This is a genomic window from Burkholderia singularis (assembly GCF_900176645.1).
GTDB lineage: Bacteria > Pseudomonadota > Gammaproteobacteria > Burkholderiales > Burkholderiaceae > Burkholderia > Burkholderia singularis.
Map to the genome: position 1 here is coordinate 1 of NZ_FXAN01000084.1, position 20776 is coordinate 20776.

Annotated in this window: 21 protein-coding genes; 16 read left to right on the forward strand and 5 right to left on the reverse strand. The window is 67.5% G+C overall.

What is annotated here, in order from left to right; genetic code table 11:
* Positions 1-252 (reverse strand): hypothetical protein (locus BSIN_RS26255; protein WP_218192430.1); only part of this gene is annotated, 252 nt, incomplete at its 3' end.
* Positions 253-389: 137 nt separating this feature from the next.
* Here BSIN_RS26255 and BSIN_RS18715 point away from each other — a divergent pair.
* Positions 390-2108, forward strand: a complete 1719-nt coding sequence (locus BSIN_RS18715; RefSeq protein ID WP_256583879.1) for a type III effector HrpK domain-containing protein — start codon at positions 390-392, stop codon at positions 2106-2108.
* A 22-nt stretch (positions 2109-2130) separates the two neighbouring features.
* Positions 2131-2592, forward strand: coding sequence for a GNAT family N-acetyltransferase (locus BSIN_RS18720; RefSeq protein WP_089341582.1), 462 nt, complete (start codon positions 2131-2133; stop codon positions 2590-2592).
* Positions 2593-2852: 260 nt separating this feature from the next.
* Here BSIN_RS18720 and BSIN_RS18725 read toward each other — a convergent pair whose 3' ends face one another.
* Complete coding sequence (locus tag BSIN_RS18725) at positions 2853-3452, reverse strand: 5-formyltetrahydrofolate cyclo-ligase (RefSeq protein WP_059517372.1); 600 nt, start codon at positions 3450-3452, stop codon at positions 2853-2855.
* Positions 3453-3473: 21 nt separating this feature from the next.
* Between BSIN_RS18725 and BSIN_RS18730 the strand changes: the two genes are divergently transcribed.
* The 4 genes from BSIN_RS18730 (at position 3474) to BSIN_RS18745 (ending at position 8686) form a co-directional block, all read left to right on the forward strand.
* The gene (locus tag BSIN_RS18730) at positions 3474-5429 is read left to right on the forward strand and encodes a lytic transglycosylase domain-containing protein (protein WP_089341569.1); all 1956 of its coding nucleotides are present in this window, start codon (positions 3474-3476) and stop codon (positions 5427-5429) included.
* Positions 5430-5650: 221 nt separating this feature from the next.
* A complete protein-coding gene (locus BSIN_RS18735) occupies positions 5651-6610 on the forward strand; it encodes a complex I NDUFA9 subunit family protein (RefSeq protein WP_069235072.1) in 960 nt (319 codons plus the stop codon).
* A gap of 190 nt (positions 6611-6800) precedes the next feature.
* Positions 6801-7448 (forward strand): glutathione S-transferase family protein, encoded by a 648-nt coding sequence (locus tag BSIN_RS18740; protein ID WP_089341570.1) that lies wholly within the window; start codon positions 6801-6803, stop codon positions 7446-7448.
* Positions 7445-8686: a multifunctional CCA addition/repair protein gene (locus tag BSIN_RS18745; protein WP_059517378.1), complete on the forward strand. Its 1242-nt coding sequence runs from the start codon at positions 7445-7447 to the stop codon at positions 8684-8686. The genes BSIN_RS18740 and BSIN_RS18745 overlap by 4 nt, the downstream gene beginning before the upstream one ends.
* 271 nt (positions 8687-8957) lie before the next feature.
* Here the strand turns inward: BSIN_RS18745 and BSIN_RS18750 are convergent, their stop codons facing one another.
* The 3 genes from BSIN_RS18750 to flgA all read right to left on the reverse strand — a co-directional run bounded on the left by BSIN_RS18750 (position 8958) and on the right by flgA (position 11296).
* On the reverse strand, positions 8958-9398 hold the full coding sequence (locus tag BSIN_RS18750; protein ID WP_069233467.1) for a flagella synthesis protein FlgN: 441 nt from the start codon (positions 9396-9398) through the stop codon (positions 8958-8960).
* 79 nt (positions 9399-9477) lie between these two features.
* Positions 9478-9801 carry a flagellar biosynthesis anti-sigma factor FlgM gene (gene flgM, locus BSIN_RS18755; protein WP_059517382.1) on the reverse strand — a complete coding sequence of 108 codons (324 nt, stop codon included), beginning with the start codon at positions 9799-9801 and terminating at the stop codon, positions 9478-9480.
* A 133-nt stretch (positions 9802-9934) separates the two neighbouring features.
* The gene (gene flgA / locus BSIN_RS25540) at positions 9935-11296 is read right to left on the reverse strand and encodes a flagellar basal body P-ring formation chaperone FlgA (RefSeq protein ID WP_143757495.1); all 1362 of its coding nucleotides are present in this window, start codon (positions 11294-11296) and stop codon (positions 9935-9937) included.
* Positions 11297-11529: 233 nt separating this feature from the next.
* Between flgA and flgB the strand changes: the two genes are divergently transcribed.
* From flgB to BSIN_RS18810, 10 genes are all read left to right on the forward strand, one after another.
* Positions 11530-12015 carry a flagellar basal body rod protein FlgB gene (gene flgB, locus BSIN_RS18765; protein WP_069235070.1) on the forward strand — a complete coding sequence of 162 codons (486 nt, stop codon included), beginning with the start codon at positions 11530-11532 and terminating at the stop codon, positions 12013-12015.
* Between the two features lie 120 nt (positions 12016-12135).
* Entirely contained in the window at positions 12136-12561 is a 426-nt protein-coding gene (gene flgC / locus BSIN_RS18770) for a flagellar basal body rod protein FlgC (protein ID WP_059517386.1), read from the forward strand.
* A 76-nt stretch (positions 12562-12637) separates the two neighbouring features.
* Entirely contained in the window at positions 12638-13492 is an 855-nt protein-coding gene (gene flgD / locus BSIN_RS18775; RefSeq protein ID WP_089341571.1) for a flagellar hook assembly protein FlgD, read from the forward strand.
* Between the two features lie 27 nt (positions 13493-13519).
* A complete protein-coding gene (flgE, locus tag BSIN_RS18780; RefSeq protein ID WP_059517390.1) occupies positions 13520-14764 on the forward strand; it encodes a flagellar hook protein FlgE in 1245 nt (414 codons plus the stop codon).
* Between the two features lie 27 nt (positions 14765-14791).
* A complete protein-coding gene (gene flgF, locus BSIN_RS18785) occupies positions 14792-15553 on the forward strand; it encodes a flagellar basal-body rod protein FlgF (protein ID WP_059517392.1) in 762 nt (253 codons plus the stop codon).
* Positions 15554-15594: 41 nt separating this feature from the next.
* Positions 15595-16383 (forward strand): flagellar basal-body rod protein FlgG, encoded by a 789-nt coding sequence (gene flgG / locus BSIN_RS18790; protein ID WP_059517394.1) that lies wholly within the window; start codon positions 15595-15597, stop codon positions 16381-16383.
* A gap of 196 nt (positions 16384-16579) precedes the next feature.
* Entirely contained in the window at positions 16580-17251 is a 672-nt protein-coding gene (gene flgH, locus BSIN_RS18795; RefSeq protein WP_059517966.1) for a flagellar basal body L-ring protein FlgH, read from the forward strand.
* Between the two features lie 230 nt (positions 17252-17481).
* A complete protein-coding gene (locus tag BSIN_RS18800; protein WP_059517969.1) occupies positions 17482-18669 on the forward strand; it encodes a flagellar basal body P-ring protein FlgI in 1188 nt (395 codons plus the stop codon).
* An 11-nt stretch (positions 18670-18680) separates the two neighbouring features.
* The gene (flgJ, locus tag BSIN_RS18805; protein ID WP_089341572.1) at positions 18681-19634 is read left to right on the forward strand and encodes a flagellar assembly peptidoglycan hydrolase FlgJ; all 954 of its coding nucleotides are present in this window, start codon (positions 18681-18683) and stop codon (positions 19632-19634) included.
* A gap of 220 nt (positions 19635-19854) precedes the next feature.
* Complete coding sequence (locus BSIN_RS18810) at positions 19855-20613, forward strand: flagellar brake protein (RefSeq protein WP_089341573.1); 759 nt, start codon at positions 19855-19857, stop codon at positions 20611-20613.
* The last annotated feature ends 163 nt before the right edge of the window (positions 20614-20776 follow it).

Sequence of the window (20776 nt, forward strand, 5' to 3'; positions counted from 1 at the left end):
GGCGAAGGCGAAGGCGAAGGCGAAGGCGAAGGCGAAGGCGAAGGCGAAGGCGAAGGCGAAGGCGAAGGCGAAAGACGGGTCGAAACATCGATCGAGACGCCACGCGCAAAACGCGCCGGCAAACCCCGGCGGACGCGCAGCGTGGAGCCGGGCGCGGCGCACAGGCCGCCGTCGCCACGCGCGAGGCGCGCCAAGCTGCGGCGCGCGCGGATTTCGATGCTCGGCGGCGCGCCGCACGAACCCGTTTCGCAACGCTGGATGCGGTTTCGGGCGCCTATGGTCCGGCACAGCCGGCGGTGTTTAAAGTGAAAGCACAAGCCCGTGTTGAACCCCGGCTTGTCGGATGGAGCGGTCAAGCCATGCCGTGTTCCTGAAGGAGTTCGCACGCCATGGTCAGCCTATCTTTTCCCCTCCCGGCAACCGATTCGACGGCCGCGGCAAGCGGCCGCACGCACGCGGACAAGCTTCGACAAGGTGCCGCGACGGCGTTCGCCATCGACGCGCTGCTCAATGAAAGCCTGCGTGTGCCGGCGCGCCGCCGCTTCAGCACCGCGACAGCGTCCGCGTCGCGGCGATTGAATACTGCGCGTGCCGATCAGCCAGCCGACAGGAATGCCCAGGCGGCGAGCGACGGTTCGTATGCGCTGCTCGATGCCTACAGCGCGCAAAGCGACACGGCGGATCTCGCGCAATGGTCCGATTTGGCGGCCGACGGTCAACGCATGCCGCTCGAGCGGCCGATTGCCGCGATGCAAATTCTGGCAGGCGAGCCGAGCGCTTCCGGACAACGGCCGACGGCTGGGCAGATCAGCGCGGCGCTGAATTTCGTCTATGACAATCCGTCGCTGAGGACCGCGCTGCAGAATAAACGCGCGCTCAAACCGGATGGCCGCATCGATCGCGGAAGACTCGGCGATTTTCTGAAGGACGCCCGAACCAACCTCGCCCTTGCCGACAAGAACATCAAGGAATACCAGGCAAAGCATCCGGACGCGACGCGCGACGCGCTGAACATCGCGCGCGCGGCCGCGCTGCTTCAGGCCTACTTGCCTATCGCAGGCGAGTCGGCGGGACACCGGTCGAACGGCAAGGACAACAACTACGCCGGCGGCAAGAATGGCGGCGGATTGACGAGCCGGCAGCAAATCGGCGCATTGCAGGACAACGAAGGCTTCGGCGCGTCGCTCAAGGCGGCGGCGAAGGCCTGGTCCAGCAAGGGCGCGTTCGATGCGATCGATCGAAGCGGCGACGACAAGGCGACCCAACCGCGCAGCGACGATCTCACGGCCAATAATGTGTCGAATTTCGTGCTGAAAGATGCGCCGTCCGACGAGGCGGCCGAGCAGGATTTTCTATGGCGGGCGAGCGTGCGCAACATTACCGCCGATACCGATATTCAGTCGCTCGGCCCGGACGTGCTCGCCCGGCCGCAGAACTATGCCGCTCGGCAAAAAGCGGCCGTGATGATCAAGCTGATGGAGACGCTGGTCGATGTCGTGGCCGGCGGCGCGGATGGCTTGCGCGACGTCCGCATCACGGTGGCCGAATTGCAGCGGGCGATCGCGGTGCTTGCGAACGATCCCGCGGCGGCCGCGTATCTGCGGAAAACCGCGCCGCCGCAGATGCAGAGCCTGAGCGCGATGTTCGAGCAGGCTGGCGGCAATGCCGGCGGCGTGGCGGCGGGTTCGGTGGCGGAGCTGGCCGGCCGGCCTTCTCTGCGCGATGCGGCGGCCGTGGTCAAGAACGTCACGGATAAAGTCAAAGACGCCCGGGGCGCGATCCAGGAGGCGAAGACCGCTGCCGAGCAACTGTACAAACTAACCGGCGCCGCGGGCAAGGAAATTGCCGAACGCGCGGCGTCGCGCGTGCTGGGCTTGACCATGCGTGCGGGCGTTCGCGGTGCGATGGGTGCGCTCACGGCTACGATGGGCGCCTTGGCCGGCACGGGGCCCGCCGGGTGGGTGCTCGACGCCGTACTGGTCATCCCGGATATCGTGCTGGGCGTGCTGTGGATCGTGGAATTGATCCGCAAGCATCAGCGGCAGGCGGCCTTCGCCGATAACGTGAATCCGACGCTGCGGCAGTTCGGCATGACGTTGCCGAGCTGAGTCCGGCCGCAGCGGTTCGATGATGAGCAGGCTGTTGTTCGAGCGTAGCGACGAAGTGATGCACTTCGTCGCCGGTATGACGGGTGAGCGTCGCTATGACTATTGCGCGACGATCGGGCTCGAGAACGACGGGGACATCGTCGCGGGCGTGCTCTACCAAGGGCACAACGGGCCGAACGTGCTGATGCATTTCGCGTGCCGGGGATCGCGCCATTTGATTACGCGCGCGTTTGTCTGCGCCGCGTTCATGTACCCGTTTCAGGTGCTCGGATGCAACCGGGTGACTGGGCTCGTGCGCGCGGACAACGACGGCGCGCAGCGTCTGGGCGAGCATCTCGGCTTCGTGCGCGAGGGCGTGATGCGCGAGGGCGCGGGGGACGGCACGAACTTCGTCCTGTACGGCATGCTGCGGCGCGAGTGCCGTTTCTTGCATAGCTGTTATTTGAGCGCGCTGTTGGCCGAACTGGACGCCGGGCCGGCCTGAAGCGCGCCGGCCGCGTGCGCGATGCGGTTATCGCGGTACGGGCGCATCGCGCGGCTGCGGCGCACGGCGGTAAAGCGCGGTGATAAAGCGCGGGAACAAAGCGCGGAGGCAAAGCACGACGGCAAAGTACGGCAGCAAAGCGCAGCGGCAATGCCCGGCGATAAAGCACGGACGCAAAGCCTGCGGCAGAACGCGAAAGAAAGTATGACGGCAAAGCGCGGCGCCAATATGCGCCCGCCAAGCCCGGCCATGCCGATGCGTCAGCCAGGCATCGCCCGGCAGGTCCGCGTCTCGGTGACGATCCAGTCGAGCGGCAGGTCGTGCGCGTCGCGCGGCAGTTCGGGCACGCCACATGCGTCGTATGCGATGCCGATCGTCACGGGCCGCCCGCCACCCGGCCACGCGGCGAGCGTGCGGTCGTAATAGCCGCCGCCGTAGCCCAGCCGGAAGCAGGCGTCGTCGAAACCCACGCACGGAATCAGCAGCAGATCGGGCACCACCGGCGCGCCCGACGCCGGCTCGGGAATCCGGTGGCGGCCCTCGCGCATCGGCGCGTCGGGCGTCCATAGATGGAATGCGAGCGGCGCACGCGGCGTTTCGATGACGGGCAGCGCGGCTTGCCGGCGGGCGTTGCCCGCCAGCCATGCGGCGATCGTGTCGCGCGCGTCGAATTCGCCCGGCAGCGGCCAATAGAAGCCGACCGAGCGCGGCGCGCACGCATCGAGCGCCGCGAGCACGCGTTGTGCGAGCGCGCCGTGCGCGTGCGGCGCGCGATGCGCGTCGAGGCGGCGCCGGGCCAGCGTTTCGCGCAGCGTTTGCTTCGGATTCGACGCCGGGGCGCGTGCTATGCTTTCGCTCACTTCCGTGCTCCGTTCACAACGATGTCAACCAGTTTTCACCGAGTATATCGCGCGGCGGCAACGCTTCTTGCCGCCGCCGTGCTGGCCGTGGGGACGGCCACCTGTGTCGCGCAGACCGCCGACGACCCATCGTCTTACGACGATCAAATCTTCGTTCAGCTTCGCGAGGCCGCGCGCAAGAACGATGCGGGGCGCGCCGCGCAGCTCGCCGCGCTGATTCCGAATTATCCGGCGCCGTCTTATCTCGAATATTTCCAGATCAAGCCGCAATTGTTCGATTCGACCGGCCGCGCGCGGATCGACGCGCCCGACGCGCCGGTGCTGTCGTTCCTGTCGCGCTACGACGGCCAGGCGATCGCCGACCGGATGCGCAACGACTACCTGCTCGTGCTCGGCGCGCGCCACGACTGGCGCAATTTCGACGAGCAATACAAACGCTTCGTGCTCGACGACGACACGCAGGTCAAGTGCTACGCGCTCGAATCGCGCGCGGCGCGCGGCGAGAACGTCGCCGATATGGCACGCGATCTGCTCGTCGATCCGAAGGTCTACGGCGATGCGTGCGTCGACCTGATCGGCGCGCTCGCCGCGAACAAGCAGTTCTCGAGCGACGACGTATGGGCGCAGGTGCGTTTCGCTTACGAGCAGAATTACACGACCACGGGCGGCAAGATCGCCGACATGCTCGGCGAGCGCCCGGCGGGCTTCGAGCAGGCGACGAGCGCGCCGCCGCTGTTTCTCGCGCGTGGCATCGGCGCGGATGCGACGTCGCGGCAGCTCGCGCTCATCGCGATCACGCGGATGGCGCGCAACGATCCGGATGCCGCGGCGGGGCAACTGACGTCGCTCGCGCCGTCGCTGTCCGCGGCGGAGCAGGCGGCCGGCTGGGGCGAGATCGGCTTTCAGGCGGCGCTCAAACGCATGCCGCAGGCGGTGGTGTGGTACCGGCAATCGATGAATGCGCGGCTGTCGAATGCCGCCTACGAATGGCGTACGCGCGCGGCGTTGCTGGCGGGCGATTGGCCGATGGTGCGCTGGTCGATCGAACAGATGCCCGCGTCGCTGCGTGACGATACGACGTGGATCTACTGGCGCGCGCGCGCGCTAAAGGCAAGCGGCGACACGCTGAAGGCGAACCAGGAATTCGAGCGGATCGCCGGGCAGTTCAATTTCTACGGTCAGCTTGCCGGTGAGGAACTGGGGCAGAAGACCGTGATTCCGCCGCGCATCCGGGTATCGGACGCGGAGATCGACGCAATGCGCAAGGTGCCGGGTTTCGCGCTCGCGCAGCGTTTCTATGCGCTCAATCTGCGGCTCGAAGGCAATCGCGAGTGGAATTGGCCGCTGCGCGGGATGACCGACAGGCAGTTGCTCGCGGCAGCCGAGTACGGCAAGCGCATCGATTTGCTCGATCGCACCGTCAACACGGCGGATCGCACGACGTCGGAGCACGATTTCACGTTGCGCTACCCGTCGCCATACCGCGATATCGTCGAGCGCTACGCGCAGCAAAACGGGCTCGACGTCGAGTGGGCGTATGGGCTGATCCGCCAGGAATCGCGCTTCATTACGAATGCGCGTTCGTCGGCGGGCGCGGGCGGCCTGATGCAACTGATGCCGGCGACCGCGCAACTCGTCGCGAGGAAGCTCGGGTTGGGCCCGTTGTCGCGCGGGCAGATGCATGACATCGATACGAACGTGCAGCTTGGCACCTGGTATTTGTCTGACATCTACCAGAAGTTCGACAATTCGGCGGTGCTCGCCACGGCCGGCTACAACGCCGGGCCGGGGCGGCCGAGCCAGTGGCGTCAGGCGCTCGCGCGGCCGGTCGAGGGCGCGATTTTCGCGGAGACGATTCCGTTCAACGAGACGCGCGACTACGTGAAGAACGTGTTGTCGAACGAAACGTTTTATGCGGCGCTGTTCGAGAAGAAGCCGCAGTCGTTGAAGGCGCGCCTCGGTTTCATCGCGCCGTAATCGTAACGAGCCGTAACGAGCGCCGCGCGCATGCCGCAAGCGCGTCGGCGTGCATTGGAATGCGGCGTATCCCGGCGCGGCCGGGCAGGCCGGCGCGCCACCCGCCGGCCGCCGCCGCCAAGATGCGGCCGCCGCGTGGCGCCCCGCGCCTGTCGGCGCGTATGCGCCGCCGCCGCTGTTCGCCGCTTGGCTGCGCGGCGGAATATGGATGGGCCAAGATCATGCAGCGCCAGACCATCGCCGTCATCGGCGGCACCGGCTTCATCGGCAGCCGGCTCGTCAATACGCTCGTCGGCGCGGGCGCGCGCGTGCGGATCGCCGCGCGCCGCCGCGAGCACGCGCGCCACCTTGCGATGCTGCCTGTCGAGATCGTCGAGCTTGATGCGTTCGACGAGCGCGAACTGGCCCGCTTCGTCGCGGGCGCTCAGGTGGCCGTCAATCTCGTCGGCGTGCTGCATGGCGCACGGGGCTCACCGTATGGCGAGCGCTTCGCGCGGCTGCATGTGGCGCTGCCCGCGTCGCTTGCCGCCGCGTGCATCGACGCGCGCGTGCCGCGCGTGATTCACGTGAGCGCGCTCGGCGCCGATCCGCACGCGCCAAGCATGTATCTGCGCTCCAAAGGTGACGGCGAAGCCGCGCTCCATGCGCGGGCCGCGATGGGCGCGCTCGATGTGACGGTGTTCCGGCCGTCGGTGGTATTCGGCCCCGGCGATGCGTTTCTTACGCTGTTCGCGCGGATGCAGCGCATGCTGCCGGTGTTGCCGCTCGCGATGCCGGATGCGTTGATACAGCCGGTCTATGTCGGCGACGTCGCGCAGGCGCTCGCAAACGCGTGCGCGCGCGATGCGACGCGCGGCAAAACCTACGAACTCGGCGGCCCGCGCACGTACCGGCTCGAGGCGCTGGTCCGCTATGCGGGCGTGCTCGCCGGGCGCAGCGCGCGGATCGTCAGGCTGCCCGCCGCGCTCGCGCGGATGCAGGCACGCGTATTCGAACTGTTGCCGGGCGAGCCGCTGCTCACCCGCGACAATCTCGCGTCGCTGTCGGTGCCCAGCGTGATGACGGGGCCGCTCGCGCCGGAGCTGGGGATTGCGCCCGCGAGCGTCGAGAGCGTTGCGCCGGCGTATATTGGCGACACGGCGCTCTATTCGCGCTTCGCCGGCTGGCGCGCGCGACGCTGACGGTTGGCGCGTGCGACGGAGCGGAACTTCGGAACTTCGGAACTTCGGAACTTCGGAACTTCGGAACTTCGGAACTTCGGAACTTCGGAACTTCGGAACTTCGGAACTTCGGAACTTCGGCGGGCCGACCGCCGGCTGCGCAGATCGTTCGATCTGCGTGTGGCAGAGCAGGAAAAAGGAAAGGAATCGGATGAAACTTGTCGTCGGAGACAAGAATTACTCGTCGTGGTCGATGCGCCCGTGGGTGCTGATGCGGCACTTTGGCATCCCGTTCGACGAGGTGTCGATCGAGTTGCGCCGCGACGATACGGCGGCGCGGATTCGCGCGTATTCGCCGTCCGGCAAGATGCCGTGCCTGGTCGGCGACGACGGCGTGCCGGTATGGGATTCGCTCGCGATCGCCGAGACGCTCGCGGAGCGTTTCGCGCAGCACGCGCTCTGGCCGCGCGATCCGGCCGCACGGGCGCGGGCGCGCTGCGTGTCGGCCGAGATGCACGCCGGTTTTGCCGCGCTGCGCGGTGAGATGCCGCTCGATATTCGCGGCACGCGGCCGGCGCGCGAGCTGTCGCCGGCCGCGCTCGACGACGTCGCGCGCGTCGACGCGATCTGGCGCGAATGTGTGGCCGCGTCGGGCGGTCCGTTCCTGTTCGGTGCGTTCTCGATTGCCGACGCGATGTATGCGCCCGTCGTGCTGCGCGTTCGCGCGTTCGCGGTGCCGCTGTCGCCGCAAGCACGGGATTACGCGGCGAGCGTCGTCGAGCTGCCGGCCGTGCGCGAGTGGATTGACGCCGCGCGCCGCGAGACGACCGTGATCGACGTCTACGGGCCGTCGCGATGAACATCTACGCGGTTGGCGGCGCGATCCGCGATGCATTGCTCGGCCTGCCGGTGCGCGACCAGGATTACGTGGTGGTCGGCGCGACGCCCGAGCAGATGGCCGCGCAGGGCTTCAGGCCGGTCGGCAAGGATTTTCCGGTGTTCCTGCATCCGCGCACGCACGAGGAATACGCGCTCGCACGCACCGAGCGCAAGACGGCGGCGGGCTATCACGGCTTCCAGTTCTATTTCGCCCCCGACGTGACGCTCGAGCAGGATCTCGCGCGGCGCGACCTGACGATCAACGCGATGGCGCGCGCGGTGAGTCCGGACGGCACGCTGATCGGGCCGATCGTCGATCCGTTCGGCGGACAGGCGGATTTGCGCGCGAAGCTGTTTCGGCATGTCGGCGACGCGTTCGTCGAGGACCCGGTGCGGATTTTGCGGGTCGCGCGCTTTGCCGCGCGCTTTGCCGATTTTTCCGTCGCGCCGCAGACCTTGGCGCTGATGCGAGAGATGGTTGCCGCGGGCGAGGCCGATGCGCTCGTGCCCGAGCGGGTTTGGCAGGAGCTTGCGCGCGGGCTGATGGAGGACGAGCCGTCGCGGATGTTCGCGGTGCTGCGCGACTGTGGCGCGCTCGCGCGGATTCTGCCCGAGATCGACGCGCTGTTCGGCGTGCCGCAGCGCGCCGACTACCATCCGGAAGTCGATACGGGCGTGCATGTGATGATGGTGATCGATTACGCGGCGAAGCAACGCTATACGTTGCCGGTGCGCTTCGCTGCGCTCACGCACGATCTCGGCAAGGCGACCACGCCCGCCGAGGTGCTGCCGCGCCATATCGGGCACGAAGCACGCAGCGTCGAGCTGATCAAGCCGTTATGCGAACGGTTGCGGGTGCCGAACGAGTGCCGCGATCTGGCGCTGCTCGTCGCGCGCGAACACGGCAATTTGCATCGTGTGATGGAGATGGGCGCGGCGGCGCTGGTGCGGCTTTTCGAGCGCGCCGATGCGCTGCGCAAGCCCGCGCGTTTCGCCGAGGCGCTGCAAGCGAGCGAAGCCGACGCGCGCGGGCGGCTCGGATTCGGCACGCAGCCTTATCCCCAGGCCGAGCGGCTGCGGCAGGCGCTCGTCGCGGCACGCTCGGTCGATGCGGGCGCGATCGCGCAGCAGTTCGCGGGCCAGCCGGCGCAGATCAAGGACGCGGTGCATCGCGCCCGAGTGCGGGCGGTGGCGCAGGCGATCGGAAGCGGCGAGTAAGTGACGAAGACGTGGCGCGCTGGCAGGGCGGTTGAATCTGGCGGTTAAGCACGGCAGTTGAGCCTGGCGGTTGAACCTGGCGGTTGAGCCCGGCAGTTGAACCCGACGGTTGATGCTGACGGCCACCGGGCTGGTGGCCCGATTCGTGCGGCGTGCCCTTCGCGCGGCGCGCCATGCTTTCATGCGGCGCGGCCGCAAACGGTGCCGATAAGGATCGCGCGGACGCAGGCGGGTCACGCAGCACGCAGCGCACGCCGGAACCGGCGGACGGTCAGCGCGTGGCAGCGCCGAGGCGCCCGTCCGGCCCATAGAGCGCGGCGCGCTGCGGTGTCGCGCGCAGCACCGCCAGCGCCTTCTCGTTGTGATCCATCCGGATCCGGATCAGCATCCCGTTGATCGCGTTGGCGTGGCGCGCGCGCTCGGCTGCCTGCTGTAACAACTGCCAGCCGTTCGCGATGCGCACGTCGCCCTCGGCCGCGCGATCCATTCCTTTTTTGCCGGCCGGCAAACCGAGCGACGCGAGCAGCGCGTCGCGCTCGCGTTCGAGGCGTGCGAGCTTGTTGATCAGTTCGAGCTTTCGGGCGACGAGGCCCGGCAGCGCATCGAGCGGCTCGGGCGTCGTCAGCGCTTTTTCCTCATAGGCGAGCAGCGACGCGAACGCCTCGACGCTCGCATGTTCGTCGGTGATCGTGGCCAGCAGTTCGTCTCTCATCTGGTTTCGCTCGGTTTGCCGCGCGTGAGCCCGGCGTGCCGGGGCGTTGCGGCGGCGCGGCCGGATCGGCGCGGGGCGTCTAAGGTTGCTTGAGCAGTTCGCGGGCGGTTTGCAGGATGCCGTCGGCGATCCGGCTCGTATCGATGGACAGCGTGCCGTTGCGGATCGCCTCGCGGATCGACTCGACTTGCGCGACGTCGATATCCGCATTGCCCGATGCGGCGAGGCTGCGCAGTGTCGACGACAGGCCGGACAGGCTCACGTTCGCGTCGCCTTGCGCCGGTGCGCTGGCGGCGCCCGCATCCGGTTGGGCCGCGCCCGGGGCGGCCGGCGAGCGCGCCGTGCCCGGGCCGGCGTTCGATAGCGTCCGGGTGTTCGACGCAGGAGGGGAATCGATTTTCACGATGGCGGTTCCTGTACGGGTTTGGCCACGATAACGGCAGCGCAGGCCCGAACTTTAGTGTTCGCGCGCGGGTAAATCCCTGAATCGATGAAGCTTTGCAATTCTTGACGGTTTGCGCACGCGCAGCGCGCCGCTACAGGGAAATTTCGACGGTGGCCGCATCCTTGACGACCGCGGTGACGATCTGGCCCGCCGCCATGCGCACCCGCACCGGCTGGCCGGGCGCCGCGTTGCCGAGCGCGCTGCCCTCGGCCGAGATCGTGAACCCCGGGCCCGAGGCAATCACCCGCACAGTCTGCCCGATCGACACCGACGCCGCGCTTTTCAGCAGATCCCGGCGCAGCGGCAGCCCGGCCGCAACGCGCGTCAGCGCGCTCGCGCCGACGGCTTGCGCCGGGTCGGTGATCACGGCGAGCGGCAGCAACGTCAGATCGCCCTCGCGCGCGACGAGATCGGCGGCCGTCAGCGTGTCGCCGGGCGCGAGCGCGCGGGCGGCGACGTAGTAGGTCGCCTGCACGGTGAGCTTGGCTTGCAAATAGAGCGTCCACGGCCGCTCGCCCGCGCAGCGCACGCCGACCGTCGTGCGGCCCCACAGGCGCGCGCCTGTCGGCAGGAACGGTTCGAGCGTCGTGCACGCGGCCAGCCCGCGCGGGAGCGCGGGCGCGACGGTGACGGTGACCTTGCCGGGCAGCCCTGCCGCCTGCTGCTGCAGGAAGGCGAGCGCTGCGCTGCGGATTGCTTCGCTGTCCTGGCCTGCTGCGGTCGGCACGGCCGGAGAGGGTCGCGCGGCGGCGTAAGCCGGCCGGGATGCGTTTGCCGATGCGCAAAGCGTTCGCGCGGCCGATGTTTGCACAACGGCAGCGCTTGATCCCGGCGCGTCGGCGCACGCCGGCAGCGGCGGCCTGGCTGGTATCGCGCGCGGCGCGCCGGCCGCACCGCGCGCGGCGAGTGTGCGAGGCGCGATGGAGGCGGGCGCATCGTCGGAGCGCGGCGCGCCGGGAATGGCTGGTGTCGGCTCGAGGTGCCGCGGCTGACGCGGCACGCGTGGCGGCGCTGCGGCCGTTCGCGCGTCGGCGGTTGCGGTGACGGCGGCGGTGCCCACATCCTGCGAGGCGACGGGCGCGACTTGCCATGCATATTCGCGCTGCGCGTGCGCGGCGACGGCGCGGCCGGCCGGCACGTGCTGCGCGGCCATGCCCAGGGGCGTGTCGTCCGTCGTCGCGGAAGGGCCGGCGCCGAGGGCAGCGCCGCCTGCCGCCCGGGCTTTTCCAGTCTCGCCGCTATTGGCCGCATCCGCCGCGCGAGGGCTTGCCGTCGCATTCGCGAGCGCCGTTTCGGCCGATTCGCCGCGCCCCGGAATCACGATCATGCCGCTGTCGGCCGGTTGCGCGGCCGGCGCCGCGCAGGCCCAGCCCGCCGCCGCCAGCACCCACGCGAGCGCCGCGCGCCTGCCGGTGATGCGCGGTGCGCCGTCGGTCGTCGCGCGTTGCGTCATCGCCCCCTCCTCGAAACCGGAACCGTCCAACTGTCGTAAGTAAGCGTCTGTCACGCGTCGCATTCTAGGGACGGGGGCGAGCCCGCAAACCGCGAATAGAGGGCCGCTTTGCCGGTTATTCGTCCGATTGCCCGTTGCATGGCCCGTCTACGATGCGTTCCATCGGAAAAAGCCCCTTCGCCGTGCGTGGCGGCGGGGCGATGCATCTTCAGATCTTCAGACGGAGCACGCAGATGCTGGACAAACTCGACGCCGAATTCGCGTTCGGCCGCCAGGCGCTCGATGTGCGCGCGTATCGGCAGGAACTGCTGTCGTCGAACATCGCGAACGCCGACACGCCGGGCTATCGCGCGCGCGACGTCGACTTCGCGTCGACGCTCGCGCGCGCGCTCAAGCCGGCCGGCGCACGCGGCAACGCGGCGGCGCTTGCCCTCGCGCAGCCGGCGGGCGTGACGAGCGCCATGGCGATGACGGCCACCTCGGACGCGCACATGGCCGGCGCGGCGAAGCTGATTCCGACGGGCGGCCCGGGCGACGACTACGGCCGCGCGCAATACCGGATTCCACGCCAGCCGGCGCTCGATGGCAACACCGTCGATCTCGACATGGAGCGGGTGCAGTTCGCCGACAACGCGCTGCATTTCCAGTCCGGCATGACGGTGATCACGCAGCAGATCAAGACGATGATCGCCGCGATCACGTCGAACCCGGGTTCGTGACGCCCGGCCCAAAAGATTCAAGCGATTCAGGCGATTCACGCGCGTTTTTCCGCGCGCCACGCACCGCGCGAAACGGATGACGAGCGCGCCGTGCGCTCAACGCACAGCCAGGAGCATTGCATGCCTTCGTTGATGAACATTTTCGATGTCGCGGGTTCGGCGATGTCGGCGCAGTCCCAGCGCCTGAACGTCACCGCGTCGAATCTCGCGAATGCCGACAGCCTGACGGGCCCCGACGGCAAGCCGTACCGGGCCAAGCAGGTGGTGTTCGCGACCGCGCCGATCGGCCGCGCGCGCACCGCGTCGGGCCAGGGCGTCGGTGGCGTGAATGTCGCGCGGGTGATCGACGATCCGTCGCCGATGAAGACGTCCTACGATCCGTCGAACCCAGCCGCCGATCCGAACGGCTATGTGACGATGCCCAACGTCGATCCGGTGCAGGAGATGGTCAACATGATCTCCGCGTCGCGCTCGTATCAGGCCAATGTCGAGACGCTCAACACCGCGAAGCAGTTGATGCTGAAAACCCTGACGATCGGCAATTGAGCCGCGTCGCAGCGGCCTTCGATCACGTCATCACGTCATCCCGCATATAGCAGACTTCGCAGGAGCGCGAAACCGAATGACCTCCTCTTCAACCACCATCGGCAGCAACGGCGCGAACGTGACGAACCTGCCCTACGACACGTTCAGCGCGAACGGCCAGTCGTCGTCGGCGAACGGCGCGAACGGCACCAGTGGCACGAACGGCACGAACGGCACGAACGGCGCGAACGGCACGAACGGCGCGAACATCAACGCCGCCAGCTCGCTGCCAGCGTCGTCGGCAGCCGACCTGCAAACCACGTTCCTCAAGCTGCTCGTCACGCAGTTGCAGAACCAGGACCCGACGAACCCCGTGGACAGCTCGCAGATGACGTCCCAGCTCGCGCAGATCAACACCGTGAGCGGCATCGCGCAATTGAACGCGTCGCTGACGTCGCTGTCGTCGCAGCTCACCGCGAGCCAGCAGACCCAGGCGGCGATGCTGATCGGCGCGAACGTGCTCGCGCCGGGCAGCGACGTGGCGGTGAAGGGCGGCGCGGCGTCGCCGTTCGGCGTGCAATTGACGAACGCCGTGACGAATCTGACGATCACCGTGAAGAACGCGGCGGGCGTGGTCGTCAACACGATCAACGCGGGCGCGCAGCCGGCCGGCACCGTTCCGTTCAATTGGAAGCCGACCGACGTGGCCGGCAACGCGTTGCCCGACGGCACGTACACGATTTCGGCGAGCTATACCGACGTGTCCGGCAAGCAATATGCGCCGCCCACGCTTGCCGCCGCGCGCGTGCAAAGCGTGGTCAAGCAGGCGGACGGCGCGCCGGGGCTCGTGCTGTCGAGCGGCAAGACGGTGGGCCTGAGCCAAATCGCGTCGATCTTCCCGAACCCCGCGACGAGCGCGCCGAACGGCGGCGCGCCGTCCACCACCAACTGACACAGATTCTGCGCAACGGAGACCGAGATGGGTTATCAACAAGGTTTGAGCGGCTTGGCGGGCGCGTCGAGCGACCTCGACGTGATCGGCAACAACATCGCGAACGCGAACACGGTCGGCTTCAAGGCGAGCACCGCGCAATTCGCCGATATGTATGCGAATTCGGTTGCCTCGGCGGTCAACAATCCGATCGGCATCGGCACGATGCTGTCGTCGGTGCAGCAGCAGTTCAGCCAGGGCACGATCCAGTCGAGCACGTCGTCGCTGAACGTCGCGATCAACGGCAACGGCTTCTTCCAGATGTCGAACAACGGCGTGATCACGTATTCGCGCGACGGTACGTTCCAGCGCGATAAAAACGGCTATATCACCAATGCGCAAGGGCTGAACCTGATGGGCTATCAAGCCAACGCGAACGGCGTGATCGACATGGCCGCGACGGTGCCGCTGCAGGCGCCGACGGCCAATATCGCGCCGACCGCGACGACCAAGATCACCGGCCAGTTCAACCTGAACGCGCAGGATCCGCTGCCGGCGACGTCGCCGTTCAGCTTCAGCGATTCGACGTCGTACAACTATCAGACGTCGGTGCAAGTGTTCGATTCGCTCGGCGGCTCGCAGAACGTGAACGTCTATTTCGTGAAAAGCGCGACGTCGGGCGAGTGGGAGGTGTATGCCGGCCAGCAAGGGCAGGCGCCGACCGATCTCGGCGCGGTCAAGTTCAACACGGCCGGCGCGATCGCCGGCACGACGCAGGCGGGCAGCGGCGCGCCGACGCCCAATGTCGGCCAGTTCTCGTTTACGGTGCCCACGTCCACCGGCGCGGCCAATCCGCTGAATTTGACGCTCGATCTGTCTGGCACGACCCAATACGGTGGCAAGAACGGCGTGAACGATCTCAGACAGAACGGCTTCGCGAGCGGTGTGTTGACGACGTTTACGGTCGGCTCCGACGGCAAGCTGACCGGCAATTACTCGAACGGCCAGACCGCGACGCTCGGCCAGATCGTGCTTGCGAACTTCAACAACCCGAACGGCCTCGTGAACGTCGGCAACAACCAGTACGTCGAGACTTCCGCATCGGGCGTGCCGCAGATCTCGGCGCCCGGCAGCACGAACCACGGCACGCTGCAAGGCAGCGCGCTCGAAAATTCGAACGTCGATCTGACGGGCCAGCTCGTCAAGCTGATCACCGCGCAGCGCAATTACCAGGCGAACGCGCAGACGATCAAGACGCAGCAGAGCGTCGACCAGACGCTCATCAACCTGTAACGGCCTTCGCGGATTCGAGCCAGCCTCATGGACCGACTGATCTACACGGCGATGACGGGCGCGACGCAGGCGCTCGAGCAGCAATCCGTCGTCGCGAACAATCTCGCGAACGCGTCGACAACCGGGTTCCGCGCGCAGCTCGCGACATTTCGCGCGGTGCCGATGAATTTCGACTCCGGCGGCGGCAACGTCGATCCGGCGACCACACGCACCTATACGCTGGCGTCGACGCCTGGCGCGGATTTCACACCGGGCCCGATCGCGCAGACGGGCAACCCGCTGGACGTCGCGGTGCGCGGCGCGGGCTGGCTCACCGTGATGCTGCCCGACGGCGGCGAGGCGTACACGCGTGCGGGCAACCTGCACGTCGACGCGAACGGGCAGCTCGTCACCGCGAACAATCTGCCCGTGGTCGGCAACGGCGGGCCGCTCGCCGTGCCGCCGAACGCGCAGGTGACGATCGGCGCGGACGGCACCGTGTCGGCGCTGATGCCGGGCGATCCGCCGACGGCGGTGGCGATCGTCGATCAACTGAAGCTCGTCAACCCCGATCCCGCGGCGCTCAAGCGCGGCGACGACGGCCTGTTCCGCACCGCGGACGGCAACCCCGCCGATGCCGATCCGGCCGTGAAGGTCGTGCCGAATTCGCTCGAAGGCAGTAACGTCAACCCGGTCGCGGCGATGGTGTCGATGATCGGCAACGCGCGCGCGTTCGAATGGCAGACGAAGCTGATCCAATCGGCCGACCAGAACGAGCAGGCGGCCAACCAATTGCTGAATTTCAGTTGATGCCGGCCGTTCGCCGAGCGCTTTCCTTCAGGAATCCATAAATGAACCGCTCTCTCTATATTGCCGCGACCGGCATGAGCGCGCAGCAGGCGCAGATGGACGTGATCTCGAACAATCTCGCCAACGTGAGCACCACCGGCTTCAAGGGCTCGCGCGCGGTGTTCGAGGATCTGCTGTACCAGACCGTGCGCCAGCCGGGCGCGAACTCGACGCAGCAGACCGAGTTGCCGTCCGGTTTGCAGCTTGGCACGGGCGTCCAGCAAGTGGCCACCGAGCGGCTTTACACGCAAGGCGCGTTGCAGCAGACCGGCAACTCGAAGGACGTCGCGATCAACGGCCAGGGCTTTTTCCAGGTGCTGATGCCGGACGGCACGACCGCGTACACGCGCGACGGTTCGTTCCAGACCAATGCGCAGGGCCAGCTTGTCACGTCGAGCGGCTATCAGGTGCTGCCCGCGATCACGATACCGCAGAACGCGACGGCGCTTACGATCGGCAGCGACGGCGTCGTGTCGGTCAAGCAGCCGGGCTCGAACAACGCGATTCAGATCGGCTCGCTGCAGATCGCAACGTTCGTCAATCCGGCCGGGCTCGATGCGAAAGGCGAGAACCTGTTCGAGGAGACCACGTCGTCGGGCGTGGCGAATCCGGCGCAGCCGGGGCAGAACGGCGCGGGCACGCTCAGGCAGGGCTATGTCGAGGCGTCGAACGTGAACGTCGTGCAGGAGCTTGTCAACATGATTCAGACGCAGCGCGCATACGAGATCAACAGCAAGGCCGTGACGACGTCCGACCAGATGCTGCAGACCGTCACGCAGATGGCGCGTTGAAGCCGCGCATCGTTCAGTCAGCCATCCAGCCATGATGCAGGTTCGTTTTCTTTCGCGCATGGCGCGGCGCGCCGCCGCGCTGGGTTCGCTCCACACGGGGCGGCCGCGCCGGCCGCCGGCCCATGCCGGTTGCTGCCTGGGGGCGGCCGGCCGCGCCGGGCCGCTTGCCGCCGCGCCGCGCCGCGCGCACTCGGGCATGAGCGCGGCCGCGTTGGCGAGTGCCGCCGCTGTCGCGCTCGCGCTGGGTGCGGGCTGCGCGCAATTGCCGCGCGAACCGATCACGCAGCAGCCGATGACGGCCGCGCCGCCGCTGCCGCCTTCGATGCAGGCGCCCGGCTCGATCTACAACCCCGGCTATGCAGGCCGGCCGCTGTTCGAGGATCAACGCCCGCGCAACGTCGGCGACATCCTGACGATCGTGATCGCGGAGAACATCAACGCGACGAAATCGTCAGGCGCGAACACGAACCGGCAGGGCAACACGAACTTCGACGTGCCGACGGCCGGTTTTCTGGGCGGCCTGTTCAACAAGGCGAATCTGTCTGCCGAAGGCGCGAACAAATTCACGTCGACGGGCGGCGCTAGCGCGGCGAACACGTTCAACGGCACGATCACCGTGACGGTGACGAACGTACTGCCCAACGGCAATCTCGTCGTGTCCGGCGAGAAGCAGATGCTGATCAATCAGGGCAACGAATTCGTGCGCTTCTCGGGCGTCGTCAATCCGAACACGATTTCGGGCGCGAATTCGGTCTACTCGACGCAAGTCGCCGACGCGAAGATCGAGTATTCGGCCAAGGGCTATATCAACGAGGCCGAAACGATGGGTTGGCTGCAACGCTTTTTTCTCAACGTATCTCCGTGGTGACGGCGATGCGTGTTCCGATGGATGGTTTGATGCGTGATCCGCTCGCGCGGGCGCAGCGCCCGCGGATTGGGCCGGCAGCCTGCGCCATGATTGCGATGATGATGCGCGCCGCTGCCGCTGCCGCTGCCGCTGCCGCTGCCGCTGCCGCTGCCGCTGCCGCTGCCGCTGCCGCTGCGTGCGCGCGATCGACCGCAGGCGCAGCCGAAACGGCAGACGTCCGGGCCGATCGCATGGCGCGCGCGGCTGCGGTGCGCGGCCGCACGGTTGCCGTGGCACGCCGCGGGTTCGCTGCCGTACTGCTCGCCATTAGCGCATGCGTGCTCGTCGCGCCATGCGCGGCGCACGCGGAGCGTCTGAAGGATCTCGCGCAAATTCAGGGCGTGCGTGATAACCCGCTGATCGGCTACGGCCTTGTCGTCGGCCTCGATGGCACCGGCGACCAGACCATGCAGACGCCGTTCACGACGCAGACGCTCGCGAACATGCTTGCGAATCTCGGCATTTCGATCAACAACGGCGCAACGAATGGCGGCGGCGCGTCGACGCTGTCGAACATGCAATTGAAAAACGTCGCGGCGGTGATGGTGACGGCGACACTGCCGCCGTTCGCGCGGCCGGGCGAGGCGATCGACGTGACGGTGTCGTCGCTCGGCAATGCGAAGAGCTTGCGCGGCGGCACGCTGCTGCTCACGCCGATGAAGGGCGCGGACGGCCAGGTCTATGCGCTCGCGCAGGGCAATCTCGCGGTCGGCGGCGCGGGCGCGAGCGCGAACGGCAGCCGGGTGCAGGTGAACCAGCTTGCGGCGGGCCGGATCGCCGGCGGCGCGATCGTCGAGCGGGCCGTGCCGAATGCGCTCGCGCAGATGAACGGCACGCTGCAACTGCAATTGAACGATATGGATTACGGCACCGCGCAGCGGATCGTCTCGGCGGTCAATGCGAGCTTCGGGCCGGGCACCGCGACGGCGCTCGACGGGCGCACGATCCAGCTGGCCGCGCCCGCCGATTCGGCGCAACAAGTCGCGTTCATGGCGCGGCTGCAGAATCTCGACGTGAGCCCCGAGAAGGCCGCGGCGAAGGTGATCCTGAACGCGCGCACGGGCTCGATCGTGATGAACCAGATGGTGACGCTGCAAAGCTGCGCGGTCGCGCACGGCAACCTGTCGGTGGTCGTCAACACGCAGCCCGTCGTGTCGCAGCCGGGGCCGTTCTCGAACGGGCAAACCGTCGTCGCGCAGCAATCGCAGATTCAATTGAAGCAGGACAACGGCGCACTGAAGATGGTGACGGCCGGGGCGAACCTTGCCGACGTGGTGAAGGCGCTGAACGCGCTCGGCGCGACGCCGGCGGACTTGATCTCGATTTTGCAGGCGATGAAGGCAGCCGGCGCACTGCGCGCGGATCTGGAAATCATCTGAGGGGCATCCGGATGACGAATTTCACGAAGGCAAACGATCTGTCGCAGCGCTTCGCGCTCGACATGCAGGGGTTCGACGCGATGCGCGCGAAGGCCGCGACGGCCGCGCCGCGCGACGGCGTGAAAATGGTCGCGGGCCAGTTCGACGCGATGTTCACGCAAATGATGCTCAAGAGCATGCGCGACGCGACGCCGTCCGGCGGGCTGCTCGATTCGAGCGCATCGAAAATGTATACGTCGATGCTCGATCAGCAGCTTGCGCAGCAGATGTCGTCGAAGGGCATCGGCGTTGCCGATGCGCTGGCCAAGCAGCTGCTGCGTCAGACGAACGGCGCGTTTGGCGCGGCCGGTGCGCCGGATGCGCGGGACGAAGGCGGCCTCGCGGCGATGAGCGCGCTCGCGGCCGCGTATGCGGGCGCGCCTTCGTGCCGCGGCGCGCTCGCGAGCCGCGGTTATTCGGCGGCAAGCGCGCTGATGCCGTCGAAGGGAGGCGGCATCGGCGGCGACGGTTCGGCGCAGGTGGACGCATTCGTCGACAAGCTGGCCGGCGCGGCACAGGCGGCGAGCGCCGCCACGGGCGTGCCGGCGCGTTTCATCGTCGGCCAGGCGGCGCTCGAATCGGGCTGGGGCAAGCGCGAGATTCGCGGCGCGGACGGCGCGACGAGCTATAACGTATTCGGCATCAAGGCGACCAAGGGCTGGCACGGGCGCACGGTATCGGCCGTGACGACCGAATACGTGGAGGGCCGGCCGCGCCGCGTCGTCGCACAGTTCCGCGCATACGATTCGTACGAGCATGCGATGACCGACTATGCCAATCTGTTGAAAAACAATCCGCGTTATGCCGGCGTGCTGAACGCCGGACAGAGCGTCGAGGGTTTCGCGCACGGTATGCAGAAGGCGGGCTACGCGACCGATCCGGCTTATGCGAAGAAACTGATTTCGATCATGCAGCAGATTGGCTGATGGCCGATGCCGCGGGCCCCTGCGGCATCGAACTGAGAGATTGCCGGGGATTCGCGCGGTTTTGACGTTTGCTAACAAAAATATAAAACGGATTCGATCTAAACTTTGCGCTGCTGTTGCCGCTAAATGCAAGAGACCAGTGATCGGGCGCGCTGAGCCCGGTCTTTCCGCGCCTCGGGGAAGCAGGACATGGGCGCATCAAGATAAATACCGGCAAGCCATGAACACCGAACAATCGACTCGTCAGGGCGAAGGCGTCATTGCGCCTACCGGCCATGATTTCGGTCGCCGTAATCCGCTCGAGATCGGCGTGCAGTTGCGCAATCTTGTCAATCGCAGGGATTTTTTAACCGTCGCATATCGCGGTGGCCAGCTCGTCACCCGCATTCTCGACGTCGATGTCGGCGCGCGAACCTTCGTGTTCGACTGGGGCGCGCTCGCCGAGCAGAACGCGGGCATGCTTGCCGCCCCGTGCTGCGAGTTCCGCGCGGCGCCGGACGGCATACGCGTTGAATTCTCCACCGCGCCGCCGCGCGAAACCCGCTTCGAAGGTTTGCCCGCGTTCGAAGCCGATTTTCCCGAGGTGCTTTACTGCGTACAGCGCCGCGAGTACTTCCGCGTCGATGCGCCGCTCGTCGATCCGTTCGTCTGCCGCGGCAAGTTGCCGGACGGCGAGCATTTTCTGTTCGAAATCCACAATCTGTCGCTCGGCGGCCTCGGGTTGCGCACGGCCGACGAACGCGTCGCCGCGCTCGAACTCGGCACGACGCTATGCGATGTCGAGCTGAACCTGAACGGGCACGGGATGCTGTCGCTCGACCTGCAACTCGTCGCGCACAGTTCCACCCGCGCGCCGAGCGGCACATGCCGCCATCAGCTCGGGTTTCGCTTCGTGTCGCTGCCGGGCAGCACGGAAAACACGTTGCAGCGGCTCATCACGCAGCTCGAAATGAAGCGGCGGCAGCTCGCGCGCACGTAGCGCAGCGTCTGCGCGCCGGCCGCGCCTATCCGCACGGGCGAGCGGCCGAGGCCGGGTGTGGCGCGCATGCGTATGCATATGCATGCGCGCGCCGGCGCGATGCGCGGTCGGCGGTATGGTCGGCACGTCCGCCGTTCGTCCCGTTTCATGCGCCGGGCTCCGC

Excerpts from the sequence above, each read along its gene's own strand:
- BSIN_RS18720 (WP_089341582.1), top strand. The coding sequence starts at position 2,131 with ATGAGCAGGCTGTTGTTCGAGCGTAGCGACGAAGTGATGCACTTCGTC.
- BSIN_RS18740 (WP_089341570.1), top strand. The coding sequence starts at position 6,801 with ATGAAACTTGTCGTCGGAGACAAGAATTACTCGTCGTGGTCGATGCGC.
- flgC (WP_059517386.1), top strand. The coding sequence starts at position 12,136 with ATGCCTTCGTTGATGAACATTTTCGATGTCGCGGGTTCGGCGATGTCG.
- BSIN_RS18730 (WP_089341569.1), top strand. The coding sequence starts at position 3,474 with ATGTCAACCAGTTTTCACCGAGTATATCGCGCGGCGGCAACGCTTCTT.
- BSIN_RS18715 (WP_256583879.1), top strand. The coding sequence starts at position 390 with ATGGTCAGCCTATCTTTTCCCCTCCCGGCAACCGATTCGACGGCCGCG.
- flgE (WP_059517390.1), top strand. The coding sequence starts at position 13,520 with ATGGGTTATCAACAAGGTTTGAGCGGCTTGGCGGGCGCGTCGAGCGAC.
- flgD (WP_089341571.1), top strand. The coding sequence starts at position 12,638 with ATGACCTCCTCTTCAACCACCATCGGCAGCAACGGCGCGAACGTGACG.
- BSIN_RS18750 (WP_069233467.1), bottom strand. The coding sequence starts at position 9,398 with ATGAGAGACGAACTGCTGGCCACGATCACCGACGAACATGCGAGCGTC.
- flgF (WP_059517392.1), top strand. The coding sequence starts at position 14,792 with ATGGACCGACTGATCTACACGGCGATGACGGGCGCGACGCAGGCGCTC.
- BSIN_RS18800 (WP_059517969.1), top strand. The coding sequence starts at position 17,482 with ATGGCGCGCGCGGCTGCGGTGCGCGGCCGCACGGTTGCCGTGGCACGC.
- BSIN_RS18810 (WP_089341573.1), top strand. The coding sequence starts at position 19,855 with ATGAACACCGAACAATCGACTCGTCAGGGCGAAGGCGTCATTGCGCCT.
- flgB (WP_069235070.1), top strand. The coding sequence starts at position 11,530 with ATGCTGGACAAACTCGACGCCGAATTCGCGTTCGGCCGCCAGGCGCTC.
- flgH (WP_059517966.1), top strand. The coding sequence starts at position 16,580 with ATGAGCGCGGCCGCGTTGGCGAGTGCCGCCGCTGTCGCGCTCGCGCTG.
- flgA (WP_143757495.1), bottom strand. The coding sequence starts at position 11,296 with ATGACGCAACGCGCGACGACCGACGGCGCACCGCGCATCACCGGCAGG.
- flgG (WP_059517394.1), top strand. The coding sequence starts at position 15,595 with ATGAACCGCTCTCTCTATATTGCCGCGACCGGCATGAGCGCGCAGCAG.
- BSIN_RS18745 (WP_059517378.1), top strand. The coding sequence starts at position 7,445 with ATGAACATCTACGCGGTTGGCGGCGCGATCCGCGATGCATTGCTCGGC.
- BSIN_RS18735 (WP_069235072.1), top strand. The coding sequence starts at position 5,651 with ATGCAGCGCCAGACCATCGCCGTCATCGGCGGCACCGGCTTCATCGGC.
- flgJ (WP_089341572.1), top strand. The coding sequence starts at position 18,681 with ATGACGAATTTCACGAAGGCAAACGATCTGTCGCAGCGCTTCGCGCTC.